Source organism: Plantactinospora alkalitolerans (assembly GCF_015690345.1).
Lineage (GTDB): Bacteria > Actinomycetota > Actinomycetes > Mycobacteriales > Micromonosporaceae > Plantactinospora > Plantactinospora alkalitolerans.
The window spans coordinates 1-24,896 of the sequence record NZ_JADPUN010000155.1 but is presented as its reverse complement, the minus strand read 5'-3'; the positions used below and the strand labels follow the sequence as shown (position 1 = coordinate 24,896).

Annotated in this window: 19 protein-coding genes and 2 pseudogenes; 7 read left to right on the top strand and 14 right to left on the bottom strand. The window is 70.5% G+C overall.

What is annotated here, in order from left to right:
* Together I0C86_RS15815 and I0C86_RS43440 are read left to right on the top strand one after the other, a co-directional pair.
* Positions 1-351 (top strand): annotated as a pseudogene (locus I0C86_RS15815) (serine hydrolase); the annotation flags it as partial.
* A 322-nt stretch (positions 352-673) separates the two neighbouring features.
* A complete protein-coding gene (locus I0C86_RS43440; protein ID WP_230394223.1) occupies positions 674-1,927 on the top strand; it encodes a DUF3885 domain-containing protein in 1,254 nt (417 codons plus the stop codon).
* A gap of 54 nt (positions 1,928-1,981) precedes the next feature.
* Here I0C86_RS43440 and valS read toward each other — a convergent pair whose 3' ends face one another.
* The 8 genes and pseudogenes from valS to I0C86_RS15770 all read right to left on the bottom strand — a co-directional run bounded on the left by valS (position 1,982) and on the right by I0C86_RS15770 (position 13,671).
* Complete coding sequence (gene valS / locus I0C86_RS15805) at positions 1,982-4,645, bottom strand: valine--tRNA ligase (protein WP_196201989.1); 2,664 nt, start codon at positions 4,643-4,645, stop codon at positions 1,982-1,984.
* A 68-nt stretch (positions 4,646-4,713) separates the two neighbouring features.
* A complete protein-coding gene (locus tag I0C86_RS15800; RefSeq protein WP_230394222.1) occupies positions 4,714-5,268 on the bottom strand; it encodes a DUF6939 family protein in 555 nt (184 codons plus the stop codon).
* 140 nt (positions 5,269-5,408) lie between these two features.
* Complete coding sequence (locus tag I0C86_RS15795; protein ID WP_196201991.1) at positions 5,409-7,319, bottom strand: ABC transporter ATP-binding protein; 1,911 nt, start codon at positions 7,317-7,319, stop codon at positions 5,409-5,411.
* Positions 7,320-7,327: 8 nt separating this feature from the next.
* Entirely contained in the window at positions 7,328-9,253 is a 1,926-nt protein-coding gene (locus I0C86_RS15790; protein ID WP_196201987.1) for an ABC transporter ATP-binding protein, read from the bottom strand.
* Positions 9,254-9,652: 399 nt separating this feature from the next.
* Positions 9,653-10,426 (bottom strand): annotated as a pseudogene (locus I0C86_RS15785) (DUF692 domain-containing protein); the annotation flags it as partial.
* 42 nt (positions 10,427-10,468) lie between these two features.
* Entirely contained in the window at positions 10,469-11,428 is a 960-nt protein-coding gene (locus tag I0C86_RS15780) for a TIGR04222 domain-containing membrane protein (RefSeq protein WP_196201985.1), read from the bottom strand.
* A 228-nt stretch (positions 11,429-11,656) separates the two neighbouring features.
* A complete protein-coding gene (locus I0C86_RS15775; RefSeq protein ID WP_323373660.1) occupies positions 11,657-12,169 on the bottom strand; it encodes a methylated-DNA--[protein]-cysteine S-methyltransferase in 513 nt (170 codons plus the stop codon).
* A complete protein-coding gene (locus I0C86_RS15770) occupies positions 12,166-13,671 on the bottom strand; it encodes a DNA-3-methyladenine glycosylase 2 family protein (RefSeq protein WP_196201983.1) in 1,506 nt (501 codons plus the stop codon). The genes I0C86_RS15775 and I0C86_RS15770 overlap by 4 nt, the downstream gene beginning before the upstream one ends.
* 211 nt (positions 13,672-13,882) lie before the next feature.
* Between I0C86_RS15770 and ychF the strand changes: the two genes are divergently transcribed.
* The 4 genes from ychF (at position 13,883) to I0C86_RS15750 (ending at position 18,581) form a co-directional block, all read left to right on the top strand.
* A complete protein-coding gene (gene ychF, locus I0C86_RS15765) occupies positions 13,883-14,971 on the top strand; it encodes a redox-regulated ATPase YchF (protein WP_196201982.1) in 1,089 nt (362 codons plus the stop codon).
* 110 nt (positions 14,972-15,081) lie between these two features.
* Positions 15,082-15,567, top strand: a complete 486-nt coding sequence (locus tag I0C86_RS15760; RefSeq protein WP_196201981.1) for a hypothetical protein — start codon at positions 15,082-15,084, stop codon at positions 15,565-15,567.
* Between the two features lie 160 nt (positions 15,568-15,727).
* Entirely contained in the window at positions 15,728-16,087 is a 360-nt protein-coding gene (locus I0C86_RS15755) for a VOC family protein (RefSeq protein ID WP_196201980.1), read from the top strand.
* Positions 16,088-16,193: 106 nt separating this feature from the next.
* A complete protein-coding gene (locus I0C86_RS15750; RefSeq protein WP_230394221.1) occupies positions 16,194-18,581 on the top strand; it encodes an ATP-binding cassette domain-containing protein in 2,388 nt (795 codons plus the stop codon).
* Positions 18,582-18,629: 48 nt separating this feature from the next.
* On the opposite strand, the gene I0C86_RS15745 is transcribed toward I0C86_RS15750, so the two are convergent.
* Together I0C86_RS15745 and I0C86_RS15740 are read right to left on the bottom strand one after the other, a co-directional pair.
* A complete protein-coding gene (locus I0C86_RS15745) occupies positions 18,630-18,992 on the bottom strand; it encodes a PH domain-containing protein (RefSeq protein WP_196201978.1) in 363 nt (120 codons plus the stop codon).
* 90 nt (positions 18,993-19,082) lie between these two features.
* Positions 19,083-19,394, bottom strand: coding sequence for a 4a-hydroxytetrahydrobiopterin dehydratase (locus tag I0C86_RS15740; protein WP_196201977.1), 312 nt, complete (start codon positions 19,392-19,394; stop codon positions 19,083-19,085).
* Positions 19,395-19,578: 184 nt separating this feature from the next.
* Here I0C86_RS15740 and I0C86_RS15735 point away from each other — a divergent pair, with 184 nt between their 5' ends.
* Positions 19,579-20,055 carry a (deoxy)nucleoside triphosphate pyrophosphohydrolase gene (locus tag I0C86_RS15735; protein ID WP_196201976.1) on the top strand — a complete coding sequence of 159 codons (477 nt, stop codon included), beginning with the start codon at positions 19,579-19,581 and terminating at the stop codon, positions 20,053-20,055.
* Positions 20,056-20,141: 86 nt separating this feature from the next.
* Here the strand turns inward: I0C86_RS15735 and I0C86_RS15730 are convergent, their stop codons facing one another.
* The 4 genes from I0C86_RS15730 to I0C86_RS15715 form a co-directional block, all read right to left on the bottom strand.
* Complete coding sequence (locus tag I0C86_RS15730; protein ID WP_196201975.1) at positions 20,142-21,215, bottom strand: succinate dehydrogenase/fumarate reductase iron-sulfur subunit; 1,074 nt, start codon at positions 21,213-21,215, stop codon at positions 20,142-20,144.
* Positions 21,215-23,140, bottom strand: coding sequence for a fumarate reductase/succinate dehydrogenase flavoprotein subunit (locus tag I0C86_RS15725; RefSeq protein WP_196201974.1), 1,926 nt, complete (start codon positions 23,138-23,140; stop codon positions 21,215-21,217). Before I0C86_RS15725 ends, I0C86_RS15730 begins: the two co-directional genes overlap by 1 nt.
* A gap of 12 nt (positions 23,141-23,152) precedes the next feature.
* Positions 23,153-23,974 (bottom strand): hypothetical protein, encoded by an 822-nt coding sequence (locus I0C86_RS15720; RefSeq protein WP_196201973.1) that lies wholly within the window; start codon positions 23,972-23,974, stop codon positions 23,153-23,155.
* A 309-nt stretch (positions 23,975-24,283) separates the two neighbouring features.
* On the bottom strand, positions 24,284-24,896 hold a 613-nt coding region (locus I0C86_RS15715), incomplete at its 5' end, for a hypothetical protein (protein ID WP_196201972.1).

Genomic DNA, 24,896 nt, shown 5'->3' with positions numbered 1-24,896 from the left:
CGCTGGTACGACACCGAGCCGCGCTACGACGTCCTGCACTTCCAGACCTCCGTTGACGGTGGTCAGAACTGGACCCCGGTCGACGTGACCTTCGTCGGTGCGGGCCGGCGGTGGACCGCCGAGGGCTCGGTCACCGGATACGGCGGACGACGCTGGTGGCAGGCGTTCGCCGAGGTGCCGGTCGGCACCACCGACCTGCGCTGGAGCTACGTCACCGACGGCAGTTCCCGAGGCCGTGGCGTGTACGTCGACCACCTGCTCGTCGCCGGCACCAACGGGCTCCTCTTCCACGGCGAGGGCGCCGACGCCGACCGCTTCACCGCCACCGGCTGGACCCCCGCCCGAACCTAGCCGCCGCCCCACAGCGCGTCGACCCGCCGCCTGATCGCGCACCAGGCGGACACCACCGCACGCGCCCAGACTGTCATCGTCGAGGCGCGCCGCCTCGTGGAGGCACGGGCAGAACATCCGGCGGGCCAGGTACCGGATCCGATCCTCGATCGGTGTCGACGCGCGGAGCGCGGATTTGCGTCGGCGGCCCGCTCGGAGCTGGGGAGTCCACAGCTCGACTGGTAGCGACGTACCGGAATGGCAGTCCGGGCCGGCGTGCGTGAGCGGTCCGGCGCTGGGGCGACCGTCGCGGTCCGGGGGTGTGGTTTGCGATGATCTCGCTGTGACGCAGACCTGGGTGACGGCGGAGGACATCGACGAGGCGCGGGCGCGATTCGAGCGTGGCCTGGGCTGGAAACGGCCCGTCCTGCACGGGGTCGGGTTCGCTCCGACGGCGAGCGACGGCGATGGGACGCCGATCTTCACGGAACTCGACGGTCACGACGGCGACGGGCGGCCGGTCGTCACGGAGGTCGACGCTCACGGCGGCGAGGGGAAGCCGGTTGTCCCGGAACTCGACGGTCACGACGGCGACGGTCAGCCGGTCGTCACGGAGGTCGAGGGCGAGATCCAGTTCGTCCGGGTCAACGAGCGGGACCACGTACTGCCCGCCGCGGTACTGGCGACGGTCGTGGATTGGCACGGTGCCACCGGTTCGGTGCGGCTCGACCGGGACCAACTCGCGGAGGCTATCGCGCTGTTGGCGCCGGCCGAGGCACGCCGGGAGGTCGAGCATCCGAACCTGCGGATCTGGCGTGACGTGCATCGCTGGGGATGGGACGGTGGTGCGCTGATCGCGGTCTTCGACGCCGACCCGGACGCGCCGAGCGACGATCCGTACGTCCGCGCGCTGCGTGAGGTGGTCGCGTCGGGTCGGCAGGCCGTACCGGCGGGGGAGGTGCGGAGCTGGCCACCGCCGGGCACCGACGGCCATCCGCTACAGGCCCGGTGGGACGCCCGCTGGCCGGGGGTGCCGCCGATAAGTTCCGACCTGCGGGGGTTGGGCGATCATTGGGTACGCTTCCACACCCTCCCCGACGCCAAACGTCATCCGGAGACCGACGACGAGTACGCGACCGTCCTGCACCGGCACAACGCCCTGCTCGACTCCCTGCTCGAGCTGCTGCTCGAATCGTTGCCCGACGCCCCGTCCGACGAACTCCGAGGCGATCTTCCGGACCTGCGGGTGATCACGCTTGAGTTGGCGGGTACGCCGGTGCCGCGCCGCCGGACGCCGCTCATCGCGGAACTGTTCCCCGACGCGGAATGCTGGTCGGTGCTCTCCTGGCCGCACCTGGAGCCGGAACTCTTCTTCGCGCACGCCTACGTCGACCGGATCACGTGGCAGCCCGGTCGGCTGGATCCGTTACTCCGCCGGGTCGCCGACGACCAGGTGTCGCACGTGATCATCGCTCCGGCCGACCTGTCCTGGCTCTACGCCCCGTACGACGGCGGCGCGGACGTCCTCCTCCCCACCCCGGCAATCCAACAGAACCTACGCACCCGCCACGCCGACTGGCTTTCCGACAGGTGTTAGGAAGGGGCCCTTCTTCTACAGAAAGCGATAAGAAGGGGCCCTTCCTTACATCGCTCAGAAGGCGCAGGCGATGACGAGTTCCGGGGTGCGGTCGGGGAGGAAGTCGAGTTTGGTGATCCGGCCGGCTGCCTTCAGGTCGGCGGCGATGGTGCTGAGTTGTTCGAGCATCGCGGCCGGGCCCAGTGCTTCGGCGAGTGGGATCTCGGTTCGCATCGAGAGTTTGCGTTCGGACTTGGCGCGGCGGATCTGGGTGAGCGCGGCGCCGGCCAGGTCCAGGAGGGCCGGGTCGCCGTCGGCGGCCACCCGCTGGATCTCGTACGTCGTCGGCCACGGTGAGCGGTGCACGGAGCCGTACCGCCACCACGACCAGACCTCCTCGGTGACGTACGGCAGGAACGGGGCGAACAGTCGCAGTTGGACGGCGAGGGCGGCGGCCAGCGCGGCACGGGCCGAGTCGGCGCCCGATCCCTCGCCGTAGGCCCGTCCCTTCACCAACTCGATGTAGTCGTCGCAGAACCGCCAGAAGAAGGATTCGGTGGCCTGCAACGCGTCGGTGTGGTCGTACCGGTCGAAGGCGTCGGTCGCGGTCGCCACCACAGTGGAGAGTGCGGCGAGCATCGACCGGTCCAGCGGCTCGGTCGCGGGGGCCCGGAGGGCGTCGGCGGCGCCCAGGCCGAGGGCGAACTTCGACGCGTTGAGTAGTTTGGTGGCCAGCCGGCGGCCGATCCGGATCTGGCCCGGGTCGAAGGCCAGGTCCGTGCCGGGCCGTCCGCTCGCCGCCCAGTACCGGACCGCGTCCGGGCCGTTCTCCTCCAGCAGCGCCATCGGGGTCTGCACGTTGCCCTTGGACTTGGACATCTTCTTGCGGTCGGGGTCGAGGATCCAGCCGGAGAGCACGGCGTCCCGCCAGGGCAGCACCCCGGCTTCCAGGTGCGCCCGGACCACTGTCGAGAACAACCAGGTACGGATGATCTCCTGACCCTGCGGGCGGAGGTCCATCGGAAAGACCCGGGCGAACAACTCGGGATCGTCGTGCCAGCCACCGACGATCTGCGGTGTCAACGACGAGGTGGCCCAGGTGTCCATCACGTCCGGATCCGCCATGAAACCACCCGGTTGCCCGCGCTGCGACTCGTCGTAGCCGGCCGGGGTGTCGGAAGTCGGGTCGATGGGCAGCAGCGACACTTCGGGCGTGAGAGGCTGGGCGTAGTCCGGCTCGCCAGCGTCGTCGAGCCGGTACCAGATCGGAAACGGCACCCCGAAATAGCGCTGCCGGCTGATCAGCCAGTCCCCGGTCAGGCCGCTCACCCAGTGCTCGTAGCGGTGCCACATGTGCTCCGGCACCCAGTTCAGCTCCCGCCCCCGGGCGAGCAGTTCGGCCCGGAGTTCGGTGTCCCGGCCGCCGTTGCGGAGATACCACTGCCGGGTCGAGATGATCTCCAGAGGGCTGTCGCCCCGCTCGTAGAACTTCACCGGATGGGTCACCGGCTTCGGCTCGCCGATCAGGTCGCCGGAGGCGGCGAGCAGCTCCACGATCCGCCGCCGGGCCGCGTTCACCCGCAGACCGGCCAACTCGGCGTACGGGGTCGGATCGACCTCGGCCGGAGGATCGGGCAGCAGTCGCCCGTCCCGGCCGATCACCACCCGGGTGGGCAGGCGCAGTTCCCGCCACCAGGTCACGTCGGCCAGGTCCCCGAAGGTGCAGGTCATCACGAGACCGGTGCCTTTGGCGGGGTCGGCCAGCGGATGTGCGTACACCGTCACCTCGGCGCCGAACAGCGGGGTGCGGACCCGGCCGCCGACCAGGTCGGCGTACCGCTCGTCGTCCGGGTGGCAGACCAGCGCCACGCAGCCCGGCAGCAGCTCGGGCCGGGTCGTCTCGACGTGGACGTGGCGTTCCTCGCGGCCGGGGCCGGGGGCCGGCGGAGTGCCGGCGCTGCCGGGACCGGGCGCCACGACCTCGAACCGGATCCGGTGGTACGCCCCCGGGCGTTCCCGGTCCTCCAACTCGGCCTGGGCCACCGCCGTGCCGAAGCCGACATCCCAGAGCGCGGGCGCCTCGGCGGTGTACGCCTCGCCCCGGGCGAGGTTGTTCAGGAAGGCCCGCTGTGAGGTGGCCCGGGCCCGGTCCCCGATCGTCGTGTACGTCAGCGACCAGTCCACCGACAGCCCGAGCTGCCGCCACAGCGCCTCGAAGACCTGCTCGTCCTCGGCGGTCAGCCGGGCGCACAGCTCCACGAAGTTGCGGCGGGAGATCGGCGTCGGCGCTTTGCGGGCCGCCTCGCTGACCGGCCGTTCCGGCGGCTGCCACTGCGGGGCGTACGGCAGGTTCGGGTCACAGGAGACGCCGTACACGTTCTGCACCCGACGCTCGGTGGGCAGCCCGTTGTCGTCCCAGCCCATCGGGTAGAAGACCGTCCGGCCGCGCATCCGCTGGAACCGGGCCACCGTGTCGGTGTGGGTGTACGAGAAGACGTGCCCCATGTGCAGCTCGCCCGATACGGTCGGCGGAGGGGTGTCGATCGAGTACACGTCCGAACTGCGACCGCTCCGGCCGGGCGCTTCTGACGCCGCGCCCCGATCCCGAACAGTCGTCTTCGTTCGATCGAACGCGTACGTGCCCTCCTCCTGCCAGCGGGGTGCCCACTTCTCCGCCAGGCCGTCCAGGCTCGGCCGTTCGGGGACACCGGCGCGCTGGTACCGGTCCGTATCCGTCATTGGCCGATGGTACGGGAGGTGGCCGGCCGGCCGACCCCGATTTCCCGCCGTCGGTTCTTCGGCGTCGGTCACTCGGCGTCGGGCGACTCCCATGGCCAGTTCCCGGCCAGGAACAGCGCGACGAGGGCGGCGTGCGACAGCGGCGTACCCAGGTCCGTCACGTCCCCGTTGGTGGTGTAGTCCAGCAGTACCACGTCGCGGTCGACACTGAGCCGGCGCAGCTCGGCGACCAGGTCGGCGGCCGCGTTCTCCAGGGTCCACCGGTACGTCGGCAGGTAGATGCGTCGCCTCGCCTCCTCGTAGCCCAACAGCCGGTCGCCGGCCAGTCCGGTCCGGTGTCCACGCACCGCGCCGTACCTGCGGACGGTCCGTTTCAGTCCCCGCATCGTCGTCACCCGAAGCCGGCTCGGATCGACGTCGGCATCGGTGAACACCTTGAGTGCCTGCCAGACGCCCTCCACGGACTCGCCGGTCTTCCCGGGGCTGAACGGCACCGGGATGCCGCCGTGCGGATAGAACGGGCTCAACCGGACCCAGGGGGCGGGGCCCCGCGAGGTCACGTCGAGCAGCAGAGCCCCGGGGGCGGCGGCCTCGATCGCCGCAGCCGACCGTCGACGGCTCATCACCCGTACCACCATCGTCGGTCCCCCCGTTCCACCACGGCAACTCCGTGCATGCTGCCGTACGGGTGTGACAGGTCAGGAGGTGTTAGGGAGGGACCCTTCTTCTACAGAAAGCGATAACAAGGGGCCCTTCCTTACATCTAGAGCAGGGAGTCGCGCCACTGGTGGTGCAGGGTGGCGTAGCGGCCGCCGTGGGTGATCAGGGTGGCGGGCGGGCCGTCCTCGACGACTCGGCCGCCCTCCAGTACGAGCACCCGGTCCGCGATCTCCACTGTGGACAGGCGGTGGGCGATGACGATGGCGGTCCGGTCGGCCAGGATGGTCCGCAGGGCCCGCTGCACCAGCCGTTCGCTCGGGATGTCCAGGGACGATGTCGCCTCGTCGAGGATCAGCACCGCCGGGTCGGCGAGAAACGCCCGGGCGAACGCGACCAGCTGCCGTTGCCCGGCGGAAAGCCGACCGCCGCGCCGGTGCACGTCGGTCGCGTACCCGTCGGGCAGTGCGGCGATGAAGTCGTGTGCACCGATGGCGTCGGCGGCCGCGATCACGTCGGCGTCGGCCGCGCCCGGCCGGCCGAACCGGATGTTGTCGGCGACCGAGCCGGTGAAGAGGTGATTCTCCTGGGTAACCATGATCATCGCGCGCCGCAGGTCGGCGTCGGCGACGTCGCGCAGGTCGATCCCGTCCAGGGTCACCGATCCCCGGGTCGGGTCGTAGAACCGGGCGACGAGCTTGGCCACCGTCGACTTGCCGGCACCTGTCGCGCCGACCAGCGCCACCGTCTGACCGGCGGGGATCGACAGGGTCAGCTCCGGCAGAACCGGGGTGTCCGACCGGTAGCTGAAGACCACCGACCGGAAGTCGATGGCACCGCGAGGTGCCCCGGCCGGTAGTGGGCGCGGGGCCGCCGGCTCCGGCACGCCGGGTCGTTCGTCGAGCACCCCGGCCAGCTTCTCCAGGGCGGCGGTGGCGGACTGGAGCGCGTTGTAGAACTGGCTCAACTCCTGCATCGGCTCGAAGAACCGGCGCAGGTAGAGCAGGAACGCCGCCAGGACGCCGATCTCGGTGTGGCCGTCCAGCACCCGCATCCCGCCGTACGTCAGCACGACCGCGATCGTCACGTTGCCGATCACCTTGATCGCTGGTGAGTACGTGGCGATCAGCCGAAACGCTCGAAGGTTGGCCTGCCGGTAGTCGTCGTTGACGGCGGTGAAGATCTGCTGGTTGCGCGGCTCGCGACGGAACGCCTGAACGGCCCGGATCCCGCCCAGCGACTCGACGAAGTGGACGATCACCAGCGCGACCGCCTCCCGGGTACGTCGGTAGGCGTGCCCGGAGGCGCGGGCGAACCAGCGGGAGAGCCAGAGCAGGAACGGGAAGGCGAGCAGGGTGACGGCGGCGAGCGGCGGGTCGAGCCAGAGCAGGATGCCGGCCACCGAGACGATGGAGAGCCCGGCGAGGACGAGATCGTCGATTCCGCCGTCGACGAGTTCGGCGATCGAGTCCATGTCGCTGGTCAGCCTGGCCACGAGGCGGCCAGAGGTGTAGCGCTCGTGGAAACTGACCGACAACCGCAGGAAGTGGTCGTACACCCGCTGGCGCAGGTCGAGCAGGATGGCCTGACCGATCCGGGTGGAGAGGGTGAGGAAGCCGCGCTTGCCGGCGTACTCGGCGACGGCCGCGGCCGCGAACGCGCCGGCCACGGCGACCAGCGGCCCGGCGTTTCCGGCCCGGAGCGGTCCGATGGCCCGGTCGATGCCGAGCATCACCAGGTACGGCCCGGCCATGCCGGCCGCGTTCTGCAACAGCAGCAGGGCCACGGCGATGCCGATCAGTCGGCGGTGCGGCCGGACCAGCGAGCGGAGCAGGATCCGGCTGCGGGCCCGGAGTTGGGCGACGCCGTGGGCGGTGCCGGTTTCGGCGGCGGTACGGTCCGCCTCCGGATCGGCCGCGATGCCCCGCCACCGGGTCACGTCGGCCCCGTCGGTGTCCGGGGGAGCGGTGCCGGGGGCCGGGGGGTGTGACGTGCCGGGTGGGTCGGTGTCGGGCATGGTTTCTGTCACGACCTGACGAGGCCGAGATCGTCGCTGTCTCCGGCGGCGGAGAGCACCGAGCGGTACGCCGGGACGTTGTGCAGCAGTTCGGAGTGGGTGCCGACCGCCGCGATCCGGCCCTCGGCGAGCAGCGCCACCCGGTCGGCCAGCGCGACTGTCGACGGCCGGTGCACGACCAGCAGCGCGGTGGTGTCCCGGAGCACCCGGGCCAGTGCCTGCTCCACCAGCGCCTCGGTGTGTACGTCGAGCGCGGACAACGGATCGTCGAGCACCAGAACCCCGGGACGCCCGAGTACGGCACGGGCCAGGGCCAGGCGTTGACGCTGCCCGCCGGAGAGGGACAGGCCCTGCTCGCCGATCCGCGTCGCCAGGCCCCACGGCAGGTCGTACACGAAATCGGCCTGCGCCACCGCGAGCGCGGCACGTACCTCGTCCTCGTCGGCGTCCGGCCGGCCGAGCGTGAGGTTCTCCCAGACCGACATGGAGAAGAGGGTGGCCTCCTCGAACGCGACCCCGACCCGGCGGCGCAGCGAGTCGAGCTGGATGTCCCGGAGGTCCCGACCGTCCAGCGTGATCCGCCCGGCGGTGACGTCGTACAGCCGGGGCAACAGCGACAGCAGGGTGGTCTTGCCGCAGCCGGTGGCGCCGACGATGGCCAGCGTCTCGCCCGGTTGGACGGTCAACTCGATGCCCCGGAGCACCGGAGCGCCCTGCGGGTAGCCGAACCAGACCCCGTCGAAGCGGAGGGCGCCGCCCGGGCCGGTGGCGGCGGCGCCGCTCAGCGCGACCGCTGTCGGGCGGTCGACGACGGTGGGACGGGTGTCGAGCACCTCGTGGATCCGGTCCGCGGCGGTCATCGCCTCCTGCGCGTTGGCGAGGATCCAGGCGAGCGACTCGATGGGCCAGATCAGCATGAGTTGCAGGGTCACGAAGGCGACCAGTTCACCGATGGTCAGGGAGCCGTGTGCGACGGCGACGGTGCCGGCGACCAGCACCACCCCGAGGGTGAGGTTCGGGATCAGGTCGAACTGGGCGGAGGTACGGGCGAGCAGTCGACCCTTGCCGGTCGCGGTGTCGTGCAACTGGTGGGCACCGACACCGAACCTGCCGGTCATCTCCGGCCGCCGGCCGAATGCCTTGATCGTGCGCAGCCCCTGGGCTGATTCCTCGATCAGGGTGGCCAGGTCACCCTGCTCGTCCTGCAGGCGTCGGGCCGCCGCCAGGTACGCCCTGGTGAACCGCCGGGTCGCCAGGAACAGCGGTACCGCGCCGGCGGCGACCAGCAGGCCGAGCCCCCGGTGCAACGTGATCAGCAACGTCACCACGGTCAGGTAGGTGGCGGTGTTGACGACCAGGAAGAGCAGTCCGAAGGAGAGGAACCGCCGGATCACCGAGAGGTCGCTGGTGATCCGGGACAGCAGTTGGCCGGACTGCCAGCGATCATGGAAGCCGATGTGCAGCCGTTGCAGGTGGGCGTAGAGCTCGTCGCGGATGGTGGTCTCCATCCCCACCGCCGAGGACGAATGCACCCAGCGCCGGATGAAGATCAGCGCAGCTTCGGCGAGCCCGAACAGCAGCGCCAGCCCACCGAGCCGGAACAGGCCCGTCGGGTCACGGTGCGCGATCGGGCCGTCGACCGCGTGCCGGACGACAAGTGGTACGGCGATGCTCGCGCCGGTAGCCGCGAATGCCGCGATCAGCAGCCAGACGAGCTGTGCGGCGTACGGACGGAGGTAGCGGCGCAGCCGCCAGAGGTTGCGGGGCAACGGATTGGCCGGCAGCGGAAGCCGGAAGCGGCGTACCGGTCGGCGTTTCGGGGAGGTTCGGCGGGTGCGTTCCGACAACCGGGGCGGGCACCTCGACGGGCGCGCGCTCAGCCGGGATGCCGGCAGGGCCCGGACCGGGGGCTCGTCGTCACGATCCGGCGCCATCCCATGACGGTAACGTCATTTTCTGGCCCCGGTTGAGTCGTGTTGTTGTCAGCTGGGCTGGGGGTGCTGATGCCGTCGGCGTCTGGCGGCCAACCCTTCGGCCTGGAGGCGGAGGCGTTCCACGTCGAAACCTGCGGGTGCCGGTCCGGCCAGCACGAGCGTCCGGAGCAACTCGGCGTACCGCTCGGCCAGCCGGTCGCGGGCCCCGCCGACCGGGGATGCCGACCGGGCCGACGCCGGGAACGACCCGACCGGTTCCGGCGGTGCCGCCGAGGCATCGAGGGCGGGCCGGGACCGGTGGCCCGTGGTCGGCCCGGTCCGATGACTGGTGGCGGGCCGGGACCGGTGGCCGGTGGTCGGCCCGGTCCGGTGGCAGGTGGTCGACTCGACCACCTGACGGATCTGGCCGAGCGTGTCGGCCAGGACCTCGTCGCTGGGATAGTCGCCGTCCCACTCCAGCAGCACGCCCGGGGGCCGGGTCGCCGCACACAGCTCGCCGAGCAGGCGGTAGATGTCGGCGGAGGGAGGTCGGGTGTGGGTGTCGTGCCAGACGCCGTCCCGGTGGTGTCCGCCCGCGACGTGCACGTACCCGAGGGCGTCCCAGGGCAGGCAGGCCAGGATGTCGAGCGGGTCGACGGCCTGGTTCAGCCGGTTGGTGTGCAGGTTCGCGACGTCGACGAGCAGGCGTACGCCGGTCCGGGCGACCAGTTCCGCCAGGAACTCTCCCTCGGTGAGATCGTCGTCGGGCCAGCCGAAGAGCGCCGCCACGTTCTCCAGGGCCAACGGCACCGGCAGCACGGCCTGGGCGAGCCGGACGTTTTCCACAAGCACGTCGAGACAGTCCCGGCTGCGTGGTACTGGCAACAGGTGCCCGGCCTCGACGCCGCCGGCCCGGACGACCGCGATGTGCTCGCTGACCAGTGGCGAACCGAGAAGCCGGGCACAGGCTGCCAGGTGGGCGAGCCGCGCCGGATCGGGTGGCTCCGCTCCACCGAGCCCGAGCCCCACGCCGTGCGGGATGACGGTGACGCCACGGGCGTGCAGCAGCCGGAGCGACTCCGGGGTACGGGGTGGACGAAGCCGCTCGGCGATCACCTCGACGAAATCGACACCGGGTAGCCGTTCCACGGTGAGGTCGATCTCCGGACGCCAACCGATGCCGATGCCCAACATGTCGCCCGCTCCATCCCGGTTCGCGTACCGGCCGATCTCCGGTCAGCCGCCGCATCCGCAGCCGCCACAACCGCCGCCGCAGCCGCCACAACCACCGCCACCGCCGGTTCCGTCGGAGTTCTCGTCGCCGTCATCCTTCGGCATCGGCGGGTGGAGGGCGGCCATGATCGCAGGGTCGTCCAGCGCGTACAGCCCGCACAACGCCACGACGACCCCGACCGGCAGCAGCGCGCGACTCGCCGCCGGCATCCGTCCGATCTCGCCGGACCGTTGGCGGAGGGCGTGCTGGGCGAGCGGGGCGACCCGGTCGGCGGGCACCGTCCCCCGGCTCCAGCCGGGGCGGAAGCCGGCCCGTTCGACCGCCCGCCTGCCCTCCAGGTACGACTGGACGCCGACCGTACCGGCCGCCGTGCTTGCGACCATCGCCACGGCGGCAAGCGTCCAGTTGGCCGGCGGCAGTAGGGCGGCGACGGCGAGCAGCAGCCACGGGACGGCGATCGCGGTGATGGAAAGGTCCCGCAGTCTGCACAGCGACTCGTGAGCCGGCGTGAGCGTCGAGCCCGGGGTCACCATCCCGCTGTCGATCAGGCGTTGGTAGCTGTCGGCCATCGCCGGGCTGACGGTCACCTCGGCCCGCAGTTCCGCAGCGGGCCGTTGCCGATCCGGGTGCCGTCCGAGTGCCCGCAGCACCGCCTGCTCCAGCGGATCGGTCGGCGCCCGCTGGCCGGTGATCGCACTGACCTGACCCTCGCGGGAGATCCGCAGCACATCGCGGCGGATCAGCGTGACAATGGCCGTGTCGACGGCGTGGCCCGTGCCGAGTTGCAGCCGTGCCAGGTCGTACGGGCCGACGTCGGCGAACGGGTCGGGCGTGCCCGGCGGGCGCCACTGCCGTCGCTGGACCTCGGCCAGCCCGGCCTCGACGGCCGCACGGGCACGGGCCCGGTCCCGCAGCACCAGTACGACGAAGAGCAGACCCGTCAGCCAGAACACGACGATCATCTGTGGCCCCCGGCGAGGTTGTCCGAGTCGAGTCGAGCCGATCCGAGCCGAGTCGAGTCGAGCCGAGTCGGAGCCGTCGCGTGGCCCGGTCACCGTCGTGGGCGGACAGCCGCACCTGTCGACGGCGCCGGACCGGCGTGACCGGAATCAGACGACTCGGCATCAGGATATTCCGCCCCGGCATCCGGGATGACGGTGCAATTGCGGTGTTCTCCGGGGGCGTCCGGCCTAGCTGTCGCCCGGGAACCGCTCGTGGTCGAGCAGCCAGGTCTTGACCGGCAGGCCCCACCGGAAGCCGCCGAGGCCGCCGTCGGTGCGCAACACGCGATGACACGGCACGAAGAGTGCGGCGGCGTTACGGGCACAGGCCATCGCCGCCGCCCGGACCGCCCGGGGCCGCCCGGCCAGGCCGGCGAACTCGGTGTACGTGATCGGCTCGCCCGGTTTGACCTGTCGCAACGTGTGCCAGGCGTGCGCCATGAACTCGCCGTCGGTGTGCTGCGCGACCGGGATCGCGTCGATCGCGGTCAGCTCACCGTCGAGATAGGACCGGACGGCCACGGTGATCGGGCCGAGGTCGGCCCGGGTCCGCAGCGAGCGCCGCAACCGGGGATGTACGAGCGCGAGCAGCCCGTCGGCGTCGGTGGTGAACCCGGCGGCGTGCACCACGGCATCGTGGTCGGCCAGGACCGTCAACCGACCGGCCGGGGTGTCGTGGCCGGTGCTGTACAGATCGTTCACTCTGCTCTCCATAGTCTGATCACCGCGTACGAGCGCCAGGGCCGCCAGCGGCCGGCGTACGCGTCGAGGGTCGACGGGGTGTCGGGAAGCCCGAGCGCGGCGGCGCCCCGGCGTACCCCGAGGTCGGTGGGGAGGAAGACGTCGGGATCGCCGATGCCGCGCATCGCGACGTAGCCGGCGGTCCAGGCGCCGATGCCGGGCAGCGCGGTCATCCGGTCGACCATCTCCGCCCGGTCCGCGCCCGGATCGAGGTCGAGTTGTCCGGTCGCGACCGCCTCGGCCAGTCCCCGGATGCTGTCCCGCCGGGCGGTCGGCATCCCGAACGCCGAGTCCGGCAGCGCCAGCACCTCCTCGGGGGAGGGAAACGGCCGCAGTCCGGCCGGCTGGCCCGACTTCGGTCCGGACTCCGGCGGGAAGATCGGCGGTGCGGCGCCCGCCGGCTCTGCCGGCGCGGGTACCGAGGTGGCCGCGACGAGCCGGGCCAGCACGGTACGGGCCCCGGCGACGGAGACCTGCTGACCGACGATCGCCCGTACGGCCATCTCGAACCCGTCCACCGACCGGGGGACCCGTACTCCGGGTTCCTTCGCGACGAGTTCGGCGAGCGCCGGGTCCTCGGCCAGCAGCGCGTCGACGGCCTCCGGGTCGGCGTCCAGGTCGAACAGGCGACGGCAGCGCGCCACCGCCGGGGCCAGGTCGCGGACGTCCGTGAGCCGGAGGGTCGCCCCGACGTAGCCGGGCAGCGGGGTCAGGTCGACCTCGGCGGGGCCGTGCGGCAGGCGCAGTCCCCGGCGGTACGACCCGTCGGCGACCTCCTCGATCCCGGGTATCGCCCGGAGGGCGAGGAAGTCGAGGAGCGCCTCGGCGTGCAGCGGTGCCCGGAATGCCAGCCGGAGGCTGATCGCCCCCGGTGTACCGGCGGTTGGTCCGGCCGACCGGCCCCGGGCAGCGGTACGCAGTTCGGAGGGCGCCGCCGCGTACACCTCGCGGATCGTGTCGTTGAACTGCCGTACGCTGCCGAAACCGGCCGCGAAGGCGATGTCGGCCAGGCCGAGTTCGGTCGTCTCGACCAGGATCCGGGCGGTCTGGGCCCGCTGCGCCCGGGCCAGCGCGAGCGGCCCGGCGCCGACCTCGGTGACGAGCATGCGGTTCAGGTGCCGCTCGGTGTAGCCGAGGCGGGCGGCCAGCCCCGGCACCCCCTCCCGGTCCACCACGCCGTCGCCGATCAGCCGCATCGCCCGCCCGACGACGTCGGCCCGGACGTTCCAGTCCGGCGAGCCGGGTGCGGCGTCGGGCCGGCAGCGGCGGCAGGCCCGCAGTCCGGACCGCTGGGCGGCGGCGGCCGACGGAAAGAAGCGGACGTTCTTCCGTTTCGGGGTCATCGCCGGACAGGAGGGACGGCAGTAGATGCCGGTGGTGAGCACGCCGGTGTAGAACCAGCCGTCGAACCGCTGGTCCCGACTGTCGACCGCCCGGTAGCACCGCTCGAAGTCCAGTTCCATGCCTCGATGGTGCCCCCTCCGGAGCAGGATGACTCGCGGAAATCGGACCTGAGCGTGCGCCGCTGGTCGGCGGTGGCCGGGGCCACCACCACGGCGGCTCGGCTCGCCCGTCGCGTGGGCCGCGCGGGAGGCTCCGTAGACTTCACCCCTGGGCTGGACCGGTGGACCACGCCGGGTCGCGAGAGGCAACGAGAGAGGCAGTCGCGTTCGCATGACTTCACTGACCATCGGCATCGTCGGCCTGCCCAACGTCGGCAAGAGCACCCTGTTCAACGCGCTGACCAAGAACGACGTACTCGCGGCCAACTACCCGTTCGCCACCATCGAGCCGAACGTCGGGGTGGTCGGGCTGCCGGACGAGCGGCTGGGCAGGCTCGCGGAGATCCACGACTCGCAGAAGATCCTTCCTGCTCCGGTCTCGTTCGTCGACATCGCCGGCCTGGTCCGGGGAGCCTCCAAGGGCCAGGGCCGGGGTAACGCCTTCCTCGCCAACATCCGGGACGCCGCCGCGATCTGTCAGGTGGTGCGGGTCTTCTCCGACCCGAACGTGGTGCACGTCGAAGGCAAGGTCTCGCCGGGCGACGACATCGAGACGATCAACACCGAGCTGATCCTGGCCGACCTCCAGACGATCGAGAAGGCGCTGCCCCGGTTGGAGAAGGAGGCGAGGGTCCGCAAGGACCGGGCCGCCGCCGTCACCGCCGCGAAGAAGGCGGCCGAGCTGCTCGACACCGGGGTCACCCTGTACGCGGGCGCGGCCAGGGCCGGCATCGAGGTGGCCGAGCTGCGTGAGCTGCACCTGCTCACCACCAAGCCCTTCCTGTACGTCTTCAACGTGGACGAGGCGGAACTGAACAACGCCGACCTGCTGGACGAGCTGCGCCTGCTGGTCGCCCCGGCGGAGGCGATCTTCATGGACGCCAAGGTGGAGTCGGAGCTGACCGACCTGCCCGACGACGAGGCCCGGGAGCTGCTGGAGTCGATCGGGCAGTCCGAACCCGGTCTCGACCAGCTGATCCGGGTCGGTTTCCGGACGCTCGGGCTGCAGACGTACCTGACCGCCGGCCCGAAGGAGGCCCGGGCCTGGACCGTGCCGATCGGGGCGACCGCACCGGAGGCGGCCGGGGTGATCCACTCCGACTTCCAGCGCGGGTTCATCAAGGCCGAGATCGTCTCGTACGACGACCTGGTGGCCGCCGGCTCGATGGCCGCAGCCAAGGCCGCCGGCCGGGTCCGGATCGAGGGCAAGGACTACGTGATGCAGGACGGCGACGTGGTCGAGTTCCGCTTCAACGTGTGACGAGGGGCGGGCTGAGGCGGGGGCTGCCCGTGTTGCGCCCGGATCCTAGGTTCGGTCAGATGGTAGCGATCGCGTCTTGGTGGTCCGGGCATCGAATGTGGCGATGGAGCGTGGTTGCGCTGGTGGTCGTCGGGGTGGCTGTCTGGCTCTATCCGCCGGCACACTTCTGGGGACCCCGGCCGTATCGACATCCGGACGGGATCTTCGGGCTGACCCGGGGGGATTTCGAGGACGTCATACTGCCGCATTACCGGCTCAGCCTCCCGTGTGACGTCGACGGCCTCCGCTACAGCAACGCCGAGGACATGACCGGACCAATGGGCGAGTTGTACCTGCGTTTCTCCACGTCACAGGAGTGCCTGGACCGGGTCCTGGGCGCCTTCGGCGCTGTGCCGGGCAAACCGCCCGTCGTGGCCCCGAACGATTCCGCCTTTCCGATCCCCGCCTCGTCCGTTCCAGATCATTTCGGGTGGAGTTTCGACGCGGAGTCGTACCTGGTTTTCCAGCGCTCGGGCAACCCGGTGACCGGGGACGTGGTGGTACGCCGGGACGGGGCGCGCCGCGAGGTGTACCTGCGGGCCCGGTACGGCTACTGAGCCGTCGGGGGACGCCACCGTGCGTCGCGGAGCAGGCCGCCAGACCGATCAGGAATCAAGAAGCGCAGGTCATGGGCCCGCAACTAACGTGGCCGCCATGGACGTCAGCCCGACGACCCACCAGCCTCAGGCGATGTGACCGGCGACTTCAGGAGTGATCATGACCGACTCTTCCACCACCCAGGGAATCAAGACCGTGCTGCATCCGGTGTCCGACCTGGCGACGGCGAAGGCGGTGTACACCGCCCTGCTCGGCGTGGCGCCGCAGGTCGACGGGCCCTACTATGTCGGTTTCGAGGCCGCCGGCCAGCACATCGGGCTGGTGCCGGGTGGTGGACCGCAGGGCATGACCTCGCCGGTGGCCCACTGGCACGTGTCAGACATCGAGGCGAAGCTGGCCGAGGTGACCGCCGCGGGTGCCACCGTCAAGGAGCCGGTGCGCGATGTCGGCGGTGGCCGCCTGGTGGCGACCTTCACCGACCCCGACGGGAACGTCCTCGGGCTGCTCCAGGACCGCTGACCGCCGATTGGTTAGATCGAGCCGAGCCGGGCGACGCCGAGCCGGGCGACGCCGACGCCAGACCGCGAGGGCGGCCCCGGCTGACAAAGTTGGAGAGAGGATGAGCATGGCCCCGAGGACGGACGCGCAGTCGCCGGCCCCGCACGTTGCCGACACCCACGATCTGATCCGCGTGCACGGCGCCCGGGTGAACAACCTGAAGGACGTCAGCGTCGAGATCCCGAAGCGCCGGCTGACGGTGTTCACCGGCGTCTCCGGCTCGGGCAAGAGTTCGCTGGTGTTCGGCACGATCGCCGCGGAGTCGCAGCGGATGATCAACGAGACCTACAGCGCGTTCGTGCAGGGTTTCATGCCGACGCTGGCGCGGCCGGAGGTCGACGTACTCGAAGGGCTGACCACCGCGATCATCGTCGACCAGCAGCGGTTGGGTGCCGATCCCCGTTCCACGGTCGGCACCGCCACGGACGCGAACGCGATGCTGCGGATCCTGTTCAGCCGGCTGGGGCAGCCGCACATCGGGTCGCCCCAGGCGTTCTCCTTCAACGTCGCCTCGATCAGTGGTGCGGGTGCGGTGACCATGGAGCGCGCCGGACAGACCGTGAAGGAGCGTCGCAGTTTCAGCATCACCGGCGGCATGTGTCCGCGCTGCGAGGGGCGGGGCTCGGTCTCCGACATCGACCTCAGCCAGCTCTACGACGACTCCAAGTCGATCGCCGAGGGTGCGTTCACCATCCCGGGCTGGAAGTCGGACAGCTGGTGGACCGTGCGGACGTACGCCGAGTCGGGCTTCCTCGACCCGCACAAGCCGATCCGGAAGTTCACCAAGAAGGAGATGCAGGACTTCCTGTACCGGGAGCCGACCAAGGTGAAGGTGGAGGGGGTCAACCTCACCTACGAGGGGCTGATTCCCAAGATCCAGAAGTCGTTCCTCTCGAAGGACCGGGAGGCGATGCAGCCGCACATCCGGGCCTTCGTGGACCGGGCGGTCACCTTCACCACCTGTCCCGAGTGCGGTGGCACCCGGCTCAGCGAGGCGGCCCGCTCCTCCCGGATCGGTGGGATCAACATCGCCGACGCCTGTGCCATGCAGATCAGCGACCTCGCCGTCTGGGTCCGCGACCTAGACGAGCCGTCGGTCGCGCCGCTGCTCGCCACGCTGTTGAGGACCCTCGAATCGTTCGTGGAGATCGGCCTGGGTTACCTCTCGCTGGAGCGGCCGTCGGGCACGCTCTCGGGCGGCGAGGCGCAGCGCGTCAAGATGATCCGCCACCTCGGATCCTCGCTCACCGACACCACCTACGTCTTCGACGAGCCCACCATCGGCCTGCACCCGCACGACATCCAGCGGATGAACGACCTGCTGCTGCGGCTGCGGGACAAGGGCAACACGGTGCTCGTCGTCGAGCACAAGCCGGAGGCGATCGCGATCGCCGACCACGTCGTCGACCTCGGGCCCGGCGCCGGTACGGCCGGCGGCACCGTCTGCTTCGAGGGCACCGTCGAGGGGCTGCGGGCCAGCGGGACCATCACCGGTCGCCATCTCGACGACCGGGCCGCCCTCAAGGAGAAGGTGCGGACGCCGACCGGCCAGCTCGCGATCCGTGGCGCGACGCGGCACAACCTGCGGAACGTGGACGTCGACATCCCGCTCGGGGTGCTGGTCGTCGTCACCGGCGTCGCCGGCTCCGGCAAGAGTTCGCTGGTGCACGGGTCGATCCCGGCGGGCGAGGGCGTCGTGTCGGTCGACCAGGGCGCGATCCGTGGCTCGCGGCGGAGCAACCCGGCGACGTACACCGGGCTGCTCGACCCGATCCGCAAGGCGTTCGCGAAGGCCAACGGCGTGAAGCCGGCGCTGTTCAGCGCCAACTCCGAGGGAGCCTGCCCCAACTGCAACGGTGCCGGTGTCGTCTACACCGACCTGGCGATGATGGCCGGCGTCGCCACCGTCTGCGAGGAGTGCGAGGGGAAGCGGTTCCAGGCAGCGGTGCTGGAGTACCACCTCGGTGGCCGCGACATCAGCGAGGTGCTCGCGATGTCGGTGACCGAGGCCGAGGAGTTCTTCGGCGCGGGTGAGGCGCGTACGCCGGCCGCGCACGCCATCCTCGACCGGCTCGCCGATGTCGGGCTCGGCTACCTCAGCCTCGGCCAACCGCTCACCACGCTGTCCGGCGGTGAGCGGCAGCGGCTCAAACTGGCCACCCACATGGCGGAGAAGGGTGGCGTCTACGTGCTCGACGAGCCGACCACCGGCCTCCACCTGGCCGACGTCGAGCACCTGCTCGGCCTGCTCGACCGGCTCGTCGACGCCGGCAAGTCGGTCATCGTCATCGAGCACCATCAGGCGGTGATGGCGCACGCCGACTGGATCATCGACCTCGGCCCCGGCGCCGGCCACGACGGCGGACGGATCGTCTTCGAGGGCACACCCGCCGACCTCGTCGCCGCCCGCTCCACCCTCACCGGCGAGCACCTCGCGGCCTACGTCGGCACCTGACGACCGGTCCGGCCCGCTGCCGGTCGGTGGCGGGCCGGACCGCATCGGTCAGGAGATGTAGTGCAGGATGACGTTGTGTACGTGGTGGCTCTTCTTGTCGCCCCGGAACTCCACCTCGTAGGTGTGGGTGCCGACGTGGATCGCGATGGCGCCGGTGGAGAAGAACGAGCCTCCCCAGGACTTGTTGCTGACCACGCTCACGCTGGTGATCTTCGAGTAGGGGATGCTGGTGATGGCGAACTTCTTGCCGATGAACGACTTGTCCTGGATGATCACCCGCCGGTCGGTCAGGCCGATGAACCCGGTACCCGCACCGATCGCGTCGTAGACGGCGATGACCTGCTCTCCGTCGAGCAGCCCGCTCTGGATCTGCTGGAGCTGCTCCCGACGGTCAAAGGTTACGTTGGCCATGATCCGAGAGTAGGAGGGCGGCGCCACCACGGCGACGCCGGTCGAGGCGTTCGGCGGTCGAGGCGTTCGGTGATGGACGATGCCGCCCGGTCAGCCGGTGCTGGTCACCGCGCGGAACACGTCCTCGATCCGGGCGGCGAGGGTGACCTCGCCCTCGGTGATCTCTCCGGTGTCCCGGAGGCCGATCTTGATTTGGGTGTGGCCGTCCAGCCGGCGGATCTCCGGGCGGAGATGCAGGGCGTCCGCGATGATCTTCACGCGTTCGGTGAGGGCCGCGTGCTGGGTGTCGTCGAGGATGAGGGTCCGTTTGATCTGCTGTCCCTCGCGGGTCCAGCCGCCCAGTAAGGTGAGCGCGTCGCTCAGGTAGTCACGGTCCATCCGGCCACCCCACAGAGCACGCATCGCCATACCTCCCAGGCGTCGTTGCCGGCTTGTGGCCAAATCGTCGCCATCCCGTGTCTCGGTCGGTGCTCCCTAGTCTGTCGCCGACCCGCTGGCGTGTCCACGTCCACCCTTCCGTGTTCTATTGACCGTGGGGCCGGCTCCACTACCCGAATTCCCGATTGATCTGGCACGCTGGGCGCCTGTGCAGACCGAATGGGCGAGCGGTGACGGCCGCGACAAGCCGACTGGGGGATTCGCCGGCCACGGCCGACGGGAGCCGAAGGTCGTGGTGGGGGCGGCGATCATCGTCGCCGGGCGGGTACTGGCCTGTGCCCGGTCGAGTCCGCCGGAGACGGCGGGCCGGTGGGAGTTTCCGGGCGGCAAGGTCGAGCCCGGCGAGACCGAGGTGGCCGCGCTGATCCGGGAGTGCGCCGAGGAACTCGGGGTACGGGTCGAGATCGGTGACCGGATCGGCCGAGATGTCCGGATGGGGCACGGTCGCTCGGTGCTGAAGGTGTACTCCGCCCGACTCGTCGGCGAGGACCAGCCGCAGCCGCTGGAGCACTCCGAGCTGCGCTGGTTGCGCCCGGAGGAACTGGACAGCGTCCCGTGGCTGCCCGCGGACGTACCCGTCGTGGCGGCGCTGCGCCCGCTCCTCGCCGCGGCCGACCCGTCCTGACCTGCCCGGACGAGATAGGCGACCTTATCCGGACGAAACGGGGGCGGCCGGTCGGCCACCCCCGTCTGGTCACGCCAGGTCGGAAATCAGTCCTTCTGCTCCGGGTGGCTGTAGTTGAGCCCGTCGGCCGGCAGCGGGAACGTCACGTCGTCGCCGAACGGGGACGGCGCGGCCGCCCGGTCGAAGGTGAACTCGCTGATCGGAAGGCGACCACGTGCATCGGTCGACGGCGCCGTCGGGTGCGGCACCTGCCGGTTCCAGTGCACGCCCCGCTCGGCGTCACCCTCGGACTCCGGGTCGTGCGACCCGCCAGCCACCGAGTGCGCCTCGCCGAGCTGATCGGGATCGCGCGGGGTCTGGTCACCCTCGCTCTGCCCACGTCGGAAGATCTTGCTACCCAGCCACACAAGAGGATCGTACCGTCGGTCGACGACGCGTTCCTTCATTGGGATGATCGCGTTGTCGGTGATCTTGATGTGCTCGGGGCAGACCTCGGTGCAGCACTTGGTGATGTTGCAGAAGCCGAGGCCCTGCGACGCCTGTGCGTACTCCTTCCGGTCGGTCTTGGTGTCGAGCGGGTGCATGTCCAGTTCGGCGGCCCGGATGAAGTAGCGCGGCCCGGCGAACGCCTCCTTGTTCTCCTCGTGGTCCCGGACCACGTGACAGGTGTTCTGGCACAGGAAGCACTCGATGCACTTCCGGAACTCCTGCGACCGCTCGACGTCGACCTGCTGCATCCGGTACTCGCCGGGGGCGAGGTCCTCCGGCGGCGCGAACGCGGGCGTCTCCCGGGCCTTCTCGTAATTGAACGAGACGTCCGTGACCAGGTCCCGGATGATCGGGAAGGTACGCAGCGGGGTGATGGTGACCGTCTCGGTGTCCTCGAAGGTCGACATCCGGGTCATGCAACCCAGCCGGGGCATGCCGTTGATCTCCATCGAGCAGGAGCCGCACTTGCCGGCCTTGCAGTTCCACCGGCAGGCCAGGTCGGGAGCCTCGGTCGCCTGGAGCCGGTGGATCACGTCGAGGACCACCTCGCCCTCGTGAACCTGGATCTGGTAGTCGGTCAGCTCGCCACCGGACTCGTCACCGCGCCAGACCTTGAAATTGCGGGTCGTGCCGGCCTTGCCGGTGCCACCCGTACCATTCTCCTTGCCCATTACTTGGCCGCCTCCTCAGCGTGCGCGTCCCCGGTGAGGGCGTCGAAGTCCGCCAGTTCCTCGTCGGTCAGGTACTTGGACAGTTCGGTGCGCTCGAAGAGCTGGATCAGCTCCGCGCGGATCCTCGGCAGCGGCTTGTGCTCCAGCCGCACCTTGTCGCCGTCGAGCGAGCAGACCAGGTTGACCGTGCGCCACGTCGGCGCCATGGTCGGGAAGTCCTCCCGGGTGTGCCCACCCCGGGACTCCTCGCGCTCCAGGGCGGCCCGCGCGGTGCACTCCGAGACGACCAGCATGTTGCGCAGGTCCAGCGCGAGGTGCCAGCCCGGGTTGTAGCGGCGACCGCCGGCCACCGCCACCCGGGTCACCCGGTCGCGCAGCTCGGCCAGCTTGACCAGCGACTCCTCCAGCTCACCCTTGCGCCGGATGATGCCGACCAGGTCGCCCATCACCGCCTGGAGGTCCTGCTGCAATGTGTACGGGTTCTCGCCGCCCTCGCGCTCCAGCGGGGCCAGCGCCCGGTCCACCGCGGCCTCGACGTCCGGCGCCGACACCTTCGGTCGGCCGCCGAGCCCCTCGGCGTACGCCGAGGCGTGCTCACCGGCCCGCTTGCCGAAGACCAGCAGATCGGAGAGCGAGTTCCCGCCGAGCCGGTTGGAGCCGTGCATCCCGCCGGAGACCTCGCCGGCCGCGAACAGCCCCTGCACGTGCCCGGCCGCCGCGCCACTGTCCGGATCGACCTCCACGCCACCCATCACGTAGTGGCAGGTCGGACCGACCTCCATCGGTTCGGCGGTGATGTCGACGTCGGCCAGCTCCTTGAACTGGTGGTACATCGAGGGCAGCCGCCGACGTACCTCCTCGGCCGGCAGTCGACTGGCGATGTCCAGGTACACGCCGCCGGCCGGCGTACCCCGACCGGCCTTGACCTCGCTGTTGATGGCCCTGGCGACCTCGTCGCGGGGGAGCAGCTCCGGCGGGCGCCGGTTGTTGTCCGGGTCGCTGTACCAGCGGTCCGCCTCCTCCTCGGTCTCCGCGTACTGCTTGCGGAAGACGTCGGGGACGTAGTCGAACATGAACCGCTTGCCCTCGGAGTTCTTCAGCACCCCGCCGTCACCCCGGACCGACTCGGTGACCAGGATGCCCTTCACCGACACCGGCCAGACCATGCCGGTCGGGTGGAACTGCAGGAACTCCATGTTGATCAGCGTGGCGCCGGCCCGCAGCGCCAGCGCGTGCCCGTCCCCGGTGTACTCCCAGGAGTTCGAGGTCACCTTGTACGACCGGCCGACGCCGCCGGTGGCCAGCACGACCGCCGGGGCCTCGAAGAGGACGAACTCGCCGGACTCGCGGTAGTAGCCGAACGCACCGGCGATCCGGTCCCCGTCGAGCAGCAGCTCGGTGATGGTGGTCTCGGCGAAGACCTTGATCCGGGCCTCGTAGTCGCCGTGCGTCTTCTTGTCCTCCTGCTGCAACGAGACGATCTTCTGTTGCAGGGTGCGGATCAGCTCCAGCCCGGTACGGTCACCGACGTGCGCCAGGCGCGGGTACTCGTGACCGCCGAAGTTGCGCTGCGAGATCTTGCCGTCCTTGGTGCGGTCGAAGAGCGCGCCGTACGTCTCCAGCTCCCAGATCCGCTGCGGCGACTCCTTGGCGTGCAGCTCGGCCATCCGGAAGTTGTTGAGGAACTTGCCGCCCCGCATGGTGTCCCGGAAGTGGACCTGCCAGTTGTCCCGGCTGTTCACGTTCCCCATCGCGGCGGCGGCGCCGCCCTCGGCCATCACCGTGTGGGCCTTGCCGAACAGCGACTTTGAGATGATCGCGGTTCGCTTGCCGGCCAGCCGGGCCTCGATCGCCGCCCGCAGGCCGGCACCGCCGGCACCGATGACGACGACGTCGTAGTGGTGTCGTTCGATTCGGGTAGTCATGTCAGAGGCCCTTTAGTTGATGAACCGCAGGTCGTTGAACCATTCGGCGGAGAGTGCCATGACGTAGAAGTCGGTGAACGCCAGGGTGCCCAGGGTGATCCAGGCGAGTTGCATGTGCCGGACGTTCAGCTTGGAGACGAAGGTCCAGAACCGGTACCGGACGGGGTGCTTGGAGAAGTGCTTCAACCGGCCACCGGCGATGTGCCGGCAGGAGTGGCAGGAGAGCGTGTACGCCCAGAGCATCACCACGTTGCCCAGCAGGATCAGGTTGCCGAGCCCGAAGCCGAAGCCTTCGGGGCTGCGGAAGGCGAGGATCGCGTCCCAGCTGTTGATCAGCGAGATGATGACGGCGGCGTAGAAGGCGTACCGGTGCAGGTTCTGGCCGACCAGCGGGAAACGGGTCTCGCCGCTGTACGTCTTGTGCCCGTCCGGTACCGCGCAGGCCGGCGGCGAGAGCCAGAACGACCGGTAGTACGCCTTGCGGTAGTAGTAGCAGGTCAGCCGGAACAGCAGCAGGAACGGCAGGGTCAGCGCCGCGTCCGGGATGATCCACCAACCGGGCAGGACCCGGCCGAAGTGCGCCGCCTCCGGGAGGCAACTCTCCGTGACACACGGTGAGTAGAACGGGGTCAGGTAGTGGTAGTCCTCGACCCAGTAGAGGTCGTGCATGAATACCCGCACCGTGGCGTACGTGATCCAGGCACCGAGCCCGACCACCGTGATCAGCGGCGCGAACCACCAGCGATCGGTACGCAGGGTTTTTGCCGCGATGGCCGCGCGGGAACGCGCGCCCCCGGGCAGTCCGGCCATAGGTGGGGCCGACCTCGTAGTCATCTATGTCTCCCTGACGGGGCCCGGTCGCTTCGACGGGCACGGATGGTGTTCCGGCGGGGCGCGCGGGCAGGGGAAGCCCCGCAGCCGCGCTACCTGCGTCCGCGTCGGTGCACACGTTACGCCGCACGCTGACAGGCACATGCGCAAGGGAGTCTCGCGGGTTTCCCGTCGGTTACGAAAGTCCTGTCGACGGATCCGGGCACGGTTGTGCAGAACTTCACTCGCGCCACCGTCAATTCGCGTCCGACGCCGTCACCTGCCGCGTTGTTGCTTCAGAAGTCGTGCGGACGCGTACCGGTCAGTCGCGGTTCACAGGTCGGGGGCGGCGAGCCGGCGGGCGGCGGCGGCACACGACTCCGGGCCGCGCTCCAACCGGTCCAGCACCGGTCGGCCGGCGCGATCCTGCGGCGCGAGGAAGAACGCCGGCTCGCCGTTGGTCACCTGCCGGTCGAGGGCGTCGGCGTAACTGGTCCGGGCGTCGACCAACTCCCGCCACGACTCACCACGGCCGTCGCGAGCGTCGTCGCCGTCCTCGTCCTCGTCCTCGTCGTCGCTCCACCAGCCGCGTAGTCGCTCGATTTCGGACAGGAACGGCCGGACCGCGGCGTTCTCGTCACGGATCGCCGCCGCCCGCTGCCCCGGGCTGGCAGCCGCGCCGGGCGGGCTCAGCCGGTTGAGGCGCTTCTCCAGCTCGCGGCAGGCGGACTCGGCGCGGGCCTGCGCCGTCCGTTCGCGGTCGGCCTCGTGGGCGAACCGGCCGAGGCCGGCGGCGAACGCTCCGAGACAGCCGCAGACCAGCAGGACCAGCACCGCCGCACCCGCGATGCCCCCGCCGATCAGCCAGCGGCGGCGCCGGACCGTCGGATCGAGCCGCCGCCGCTGGCTGATCGGCGGGGGCATCGCGGGTGCGGCGGTGCTGGTC

Bases quoted from the DNA above. Each gene is read 5' to 3' on its own strand.
- valS (WP_196201989.1), bottom strand. From the start codon at position 4,645: ATGACGGATACGGACCGGTACCAGCGCGCCGGTGTCCCCGAACGGCCG.
- I0C86_RS15800 (WP_230394222.1), bottom strand. From the start codon at position 5,268: ATGAGCCGTCGACGGTCGGCTGCGGCGATCGAGGCCGCCGCCCCCGGG.
- I0C86_RS15795 (WP_196201991.1), bottom strand. From the start codon at position 7,319: ATGCCCGACACCGACCCACCCGGCACGTCACACCCCCCGGCCCCCGGC.
- I0C86_RS15790 (WP_196201987.1), bottom strand. From the start codon at position 9,253: ATGGCGCCGGATCGTGACGACGAGCCCCCGGTCCGGGCCCTGCCGGCA.
- I0C86_RS15780 (WP_196201985.1), bottom strand. From the start codon at position 11,428: ATGATCGTCGTGTTCTGGCTGACGGGTCTGCTCTTCGTCGTACTGGTG.
- I0C86_RS15770 (WP_196201983.1), bottom strand. From the start codon at position 13,671: ATGGAACTGGACTTCGAGCGGTGCTACCGGGCGGTCGACAGTCGGGAC.
- ychF (WP_196201982.1), top strand. From the start codon at position 13,883: ATGACTTCACTGACCATCGGCATCGTCGGCCTGCCCAACGTCGGCAAG.
- I0C86_RS15755 (WP_196201980.1), top strand. From the start codon at position 15,728: ATGACCGACTCTTCCACCACCCAGGGAATCAAGACCGTGCTGCATCCG.
- I0C86_RS15750 (WP_230394221.1), top strand. From the start codon at position 16,194: ATGGCCCCGAGGACGGACGCGCAGTCGCCGGCCCCGCACGTTGCCGAC.
- I0C86_RS15745 (WP_196201978.1), bottom strand. From the start codon at position 18,992: ATGGCCAACGTAACCTTTGACCGTCGGGAGCAGCTCCAGCAGATCCAG.
- I0C86_RS15740 (WP_196201977.1), bottom strand. From the start codon at position 19,394: ATGCGTGCTCTGTGGGGTGGCCGGATGGACCGTGACTACCTGAGCGAC.
- I0C86_RS15730 (WP_196201975.1), bottom strand. From the start codon at position 21,215: ATGGGCAAGGAGAATGGTACGGGTGGCACCGGCAAGGCCGGCACGACC.
- I0C86_RS15725 (WP_196201974.1), bottom strand. From the start codon at position 23,140: ATGACTACCCGAATCGAACGACACCACTACGACGTCGTCGTCATCGGT.
- I0C86_RS15720 (WP_196201973.1), bottom strand. From the start codon at position 23,974: ATGACTACGAGGTCGGCCCCACCTATGGCCGGACTGCCCGGGGGCGCG.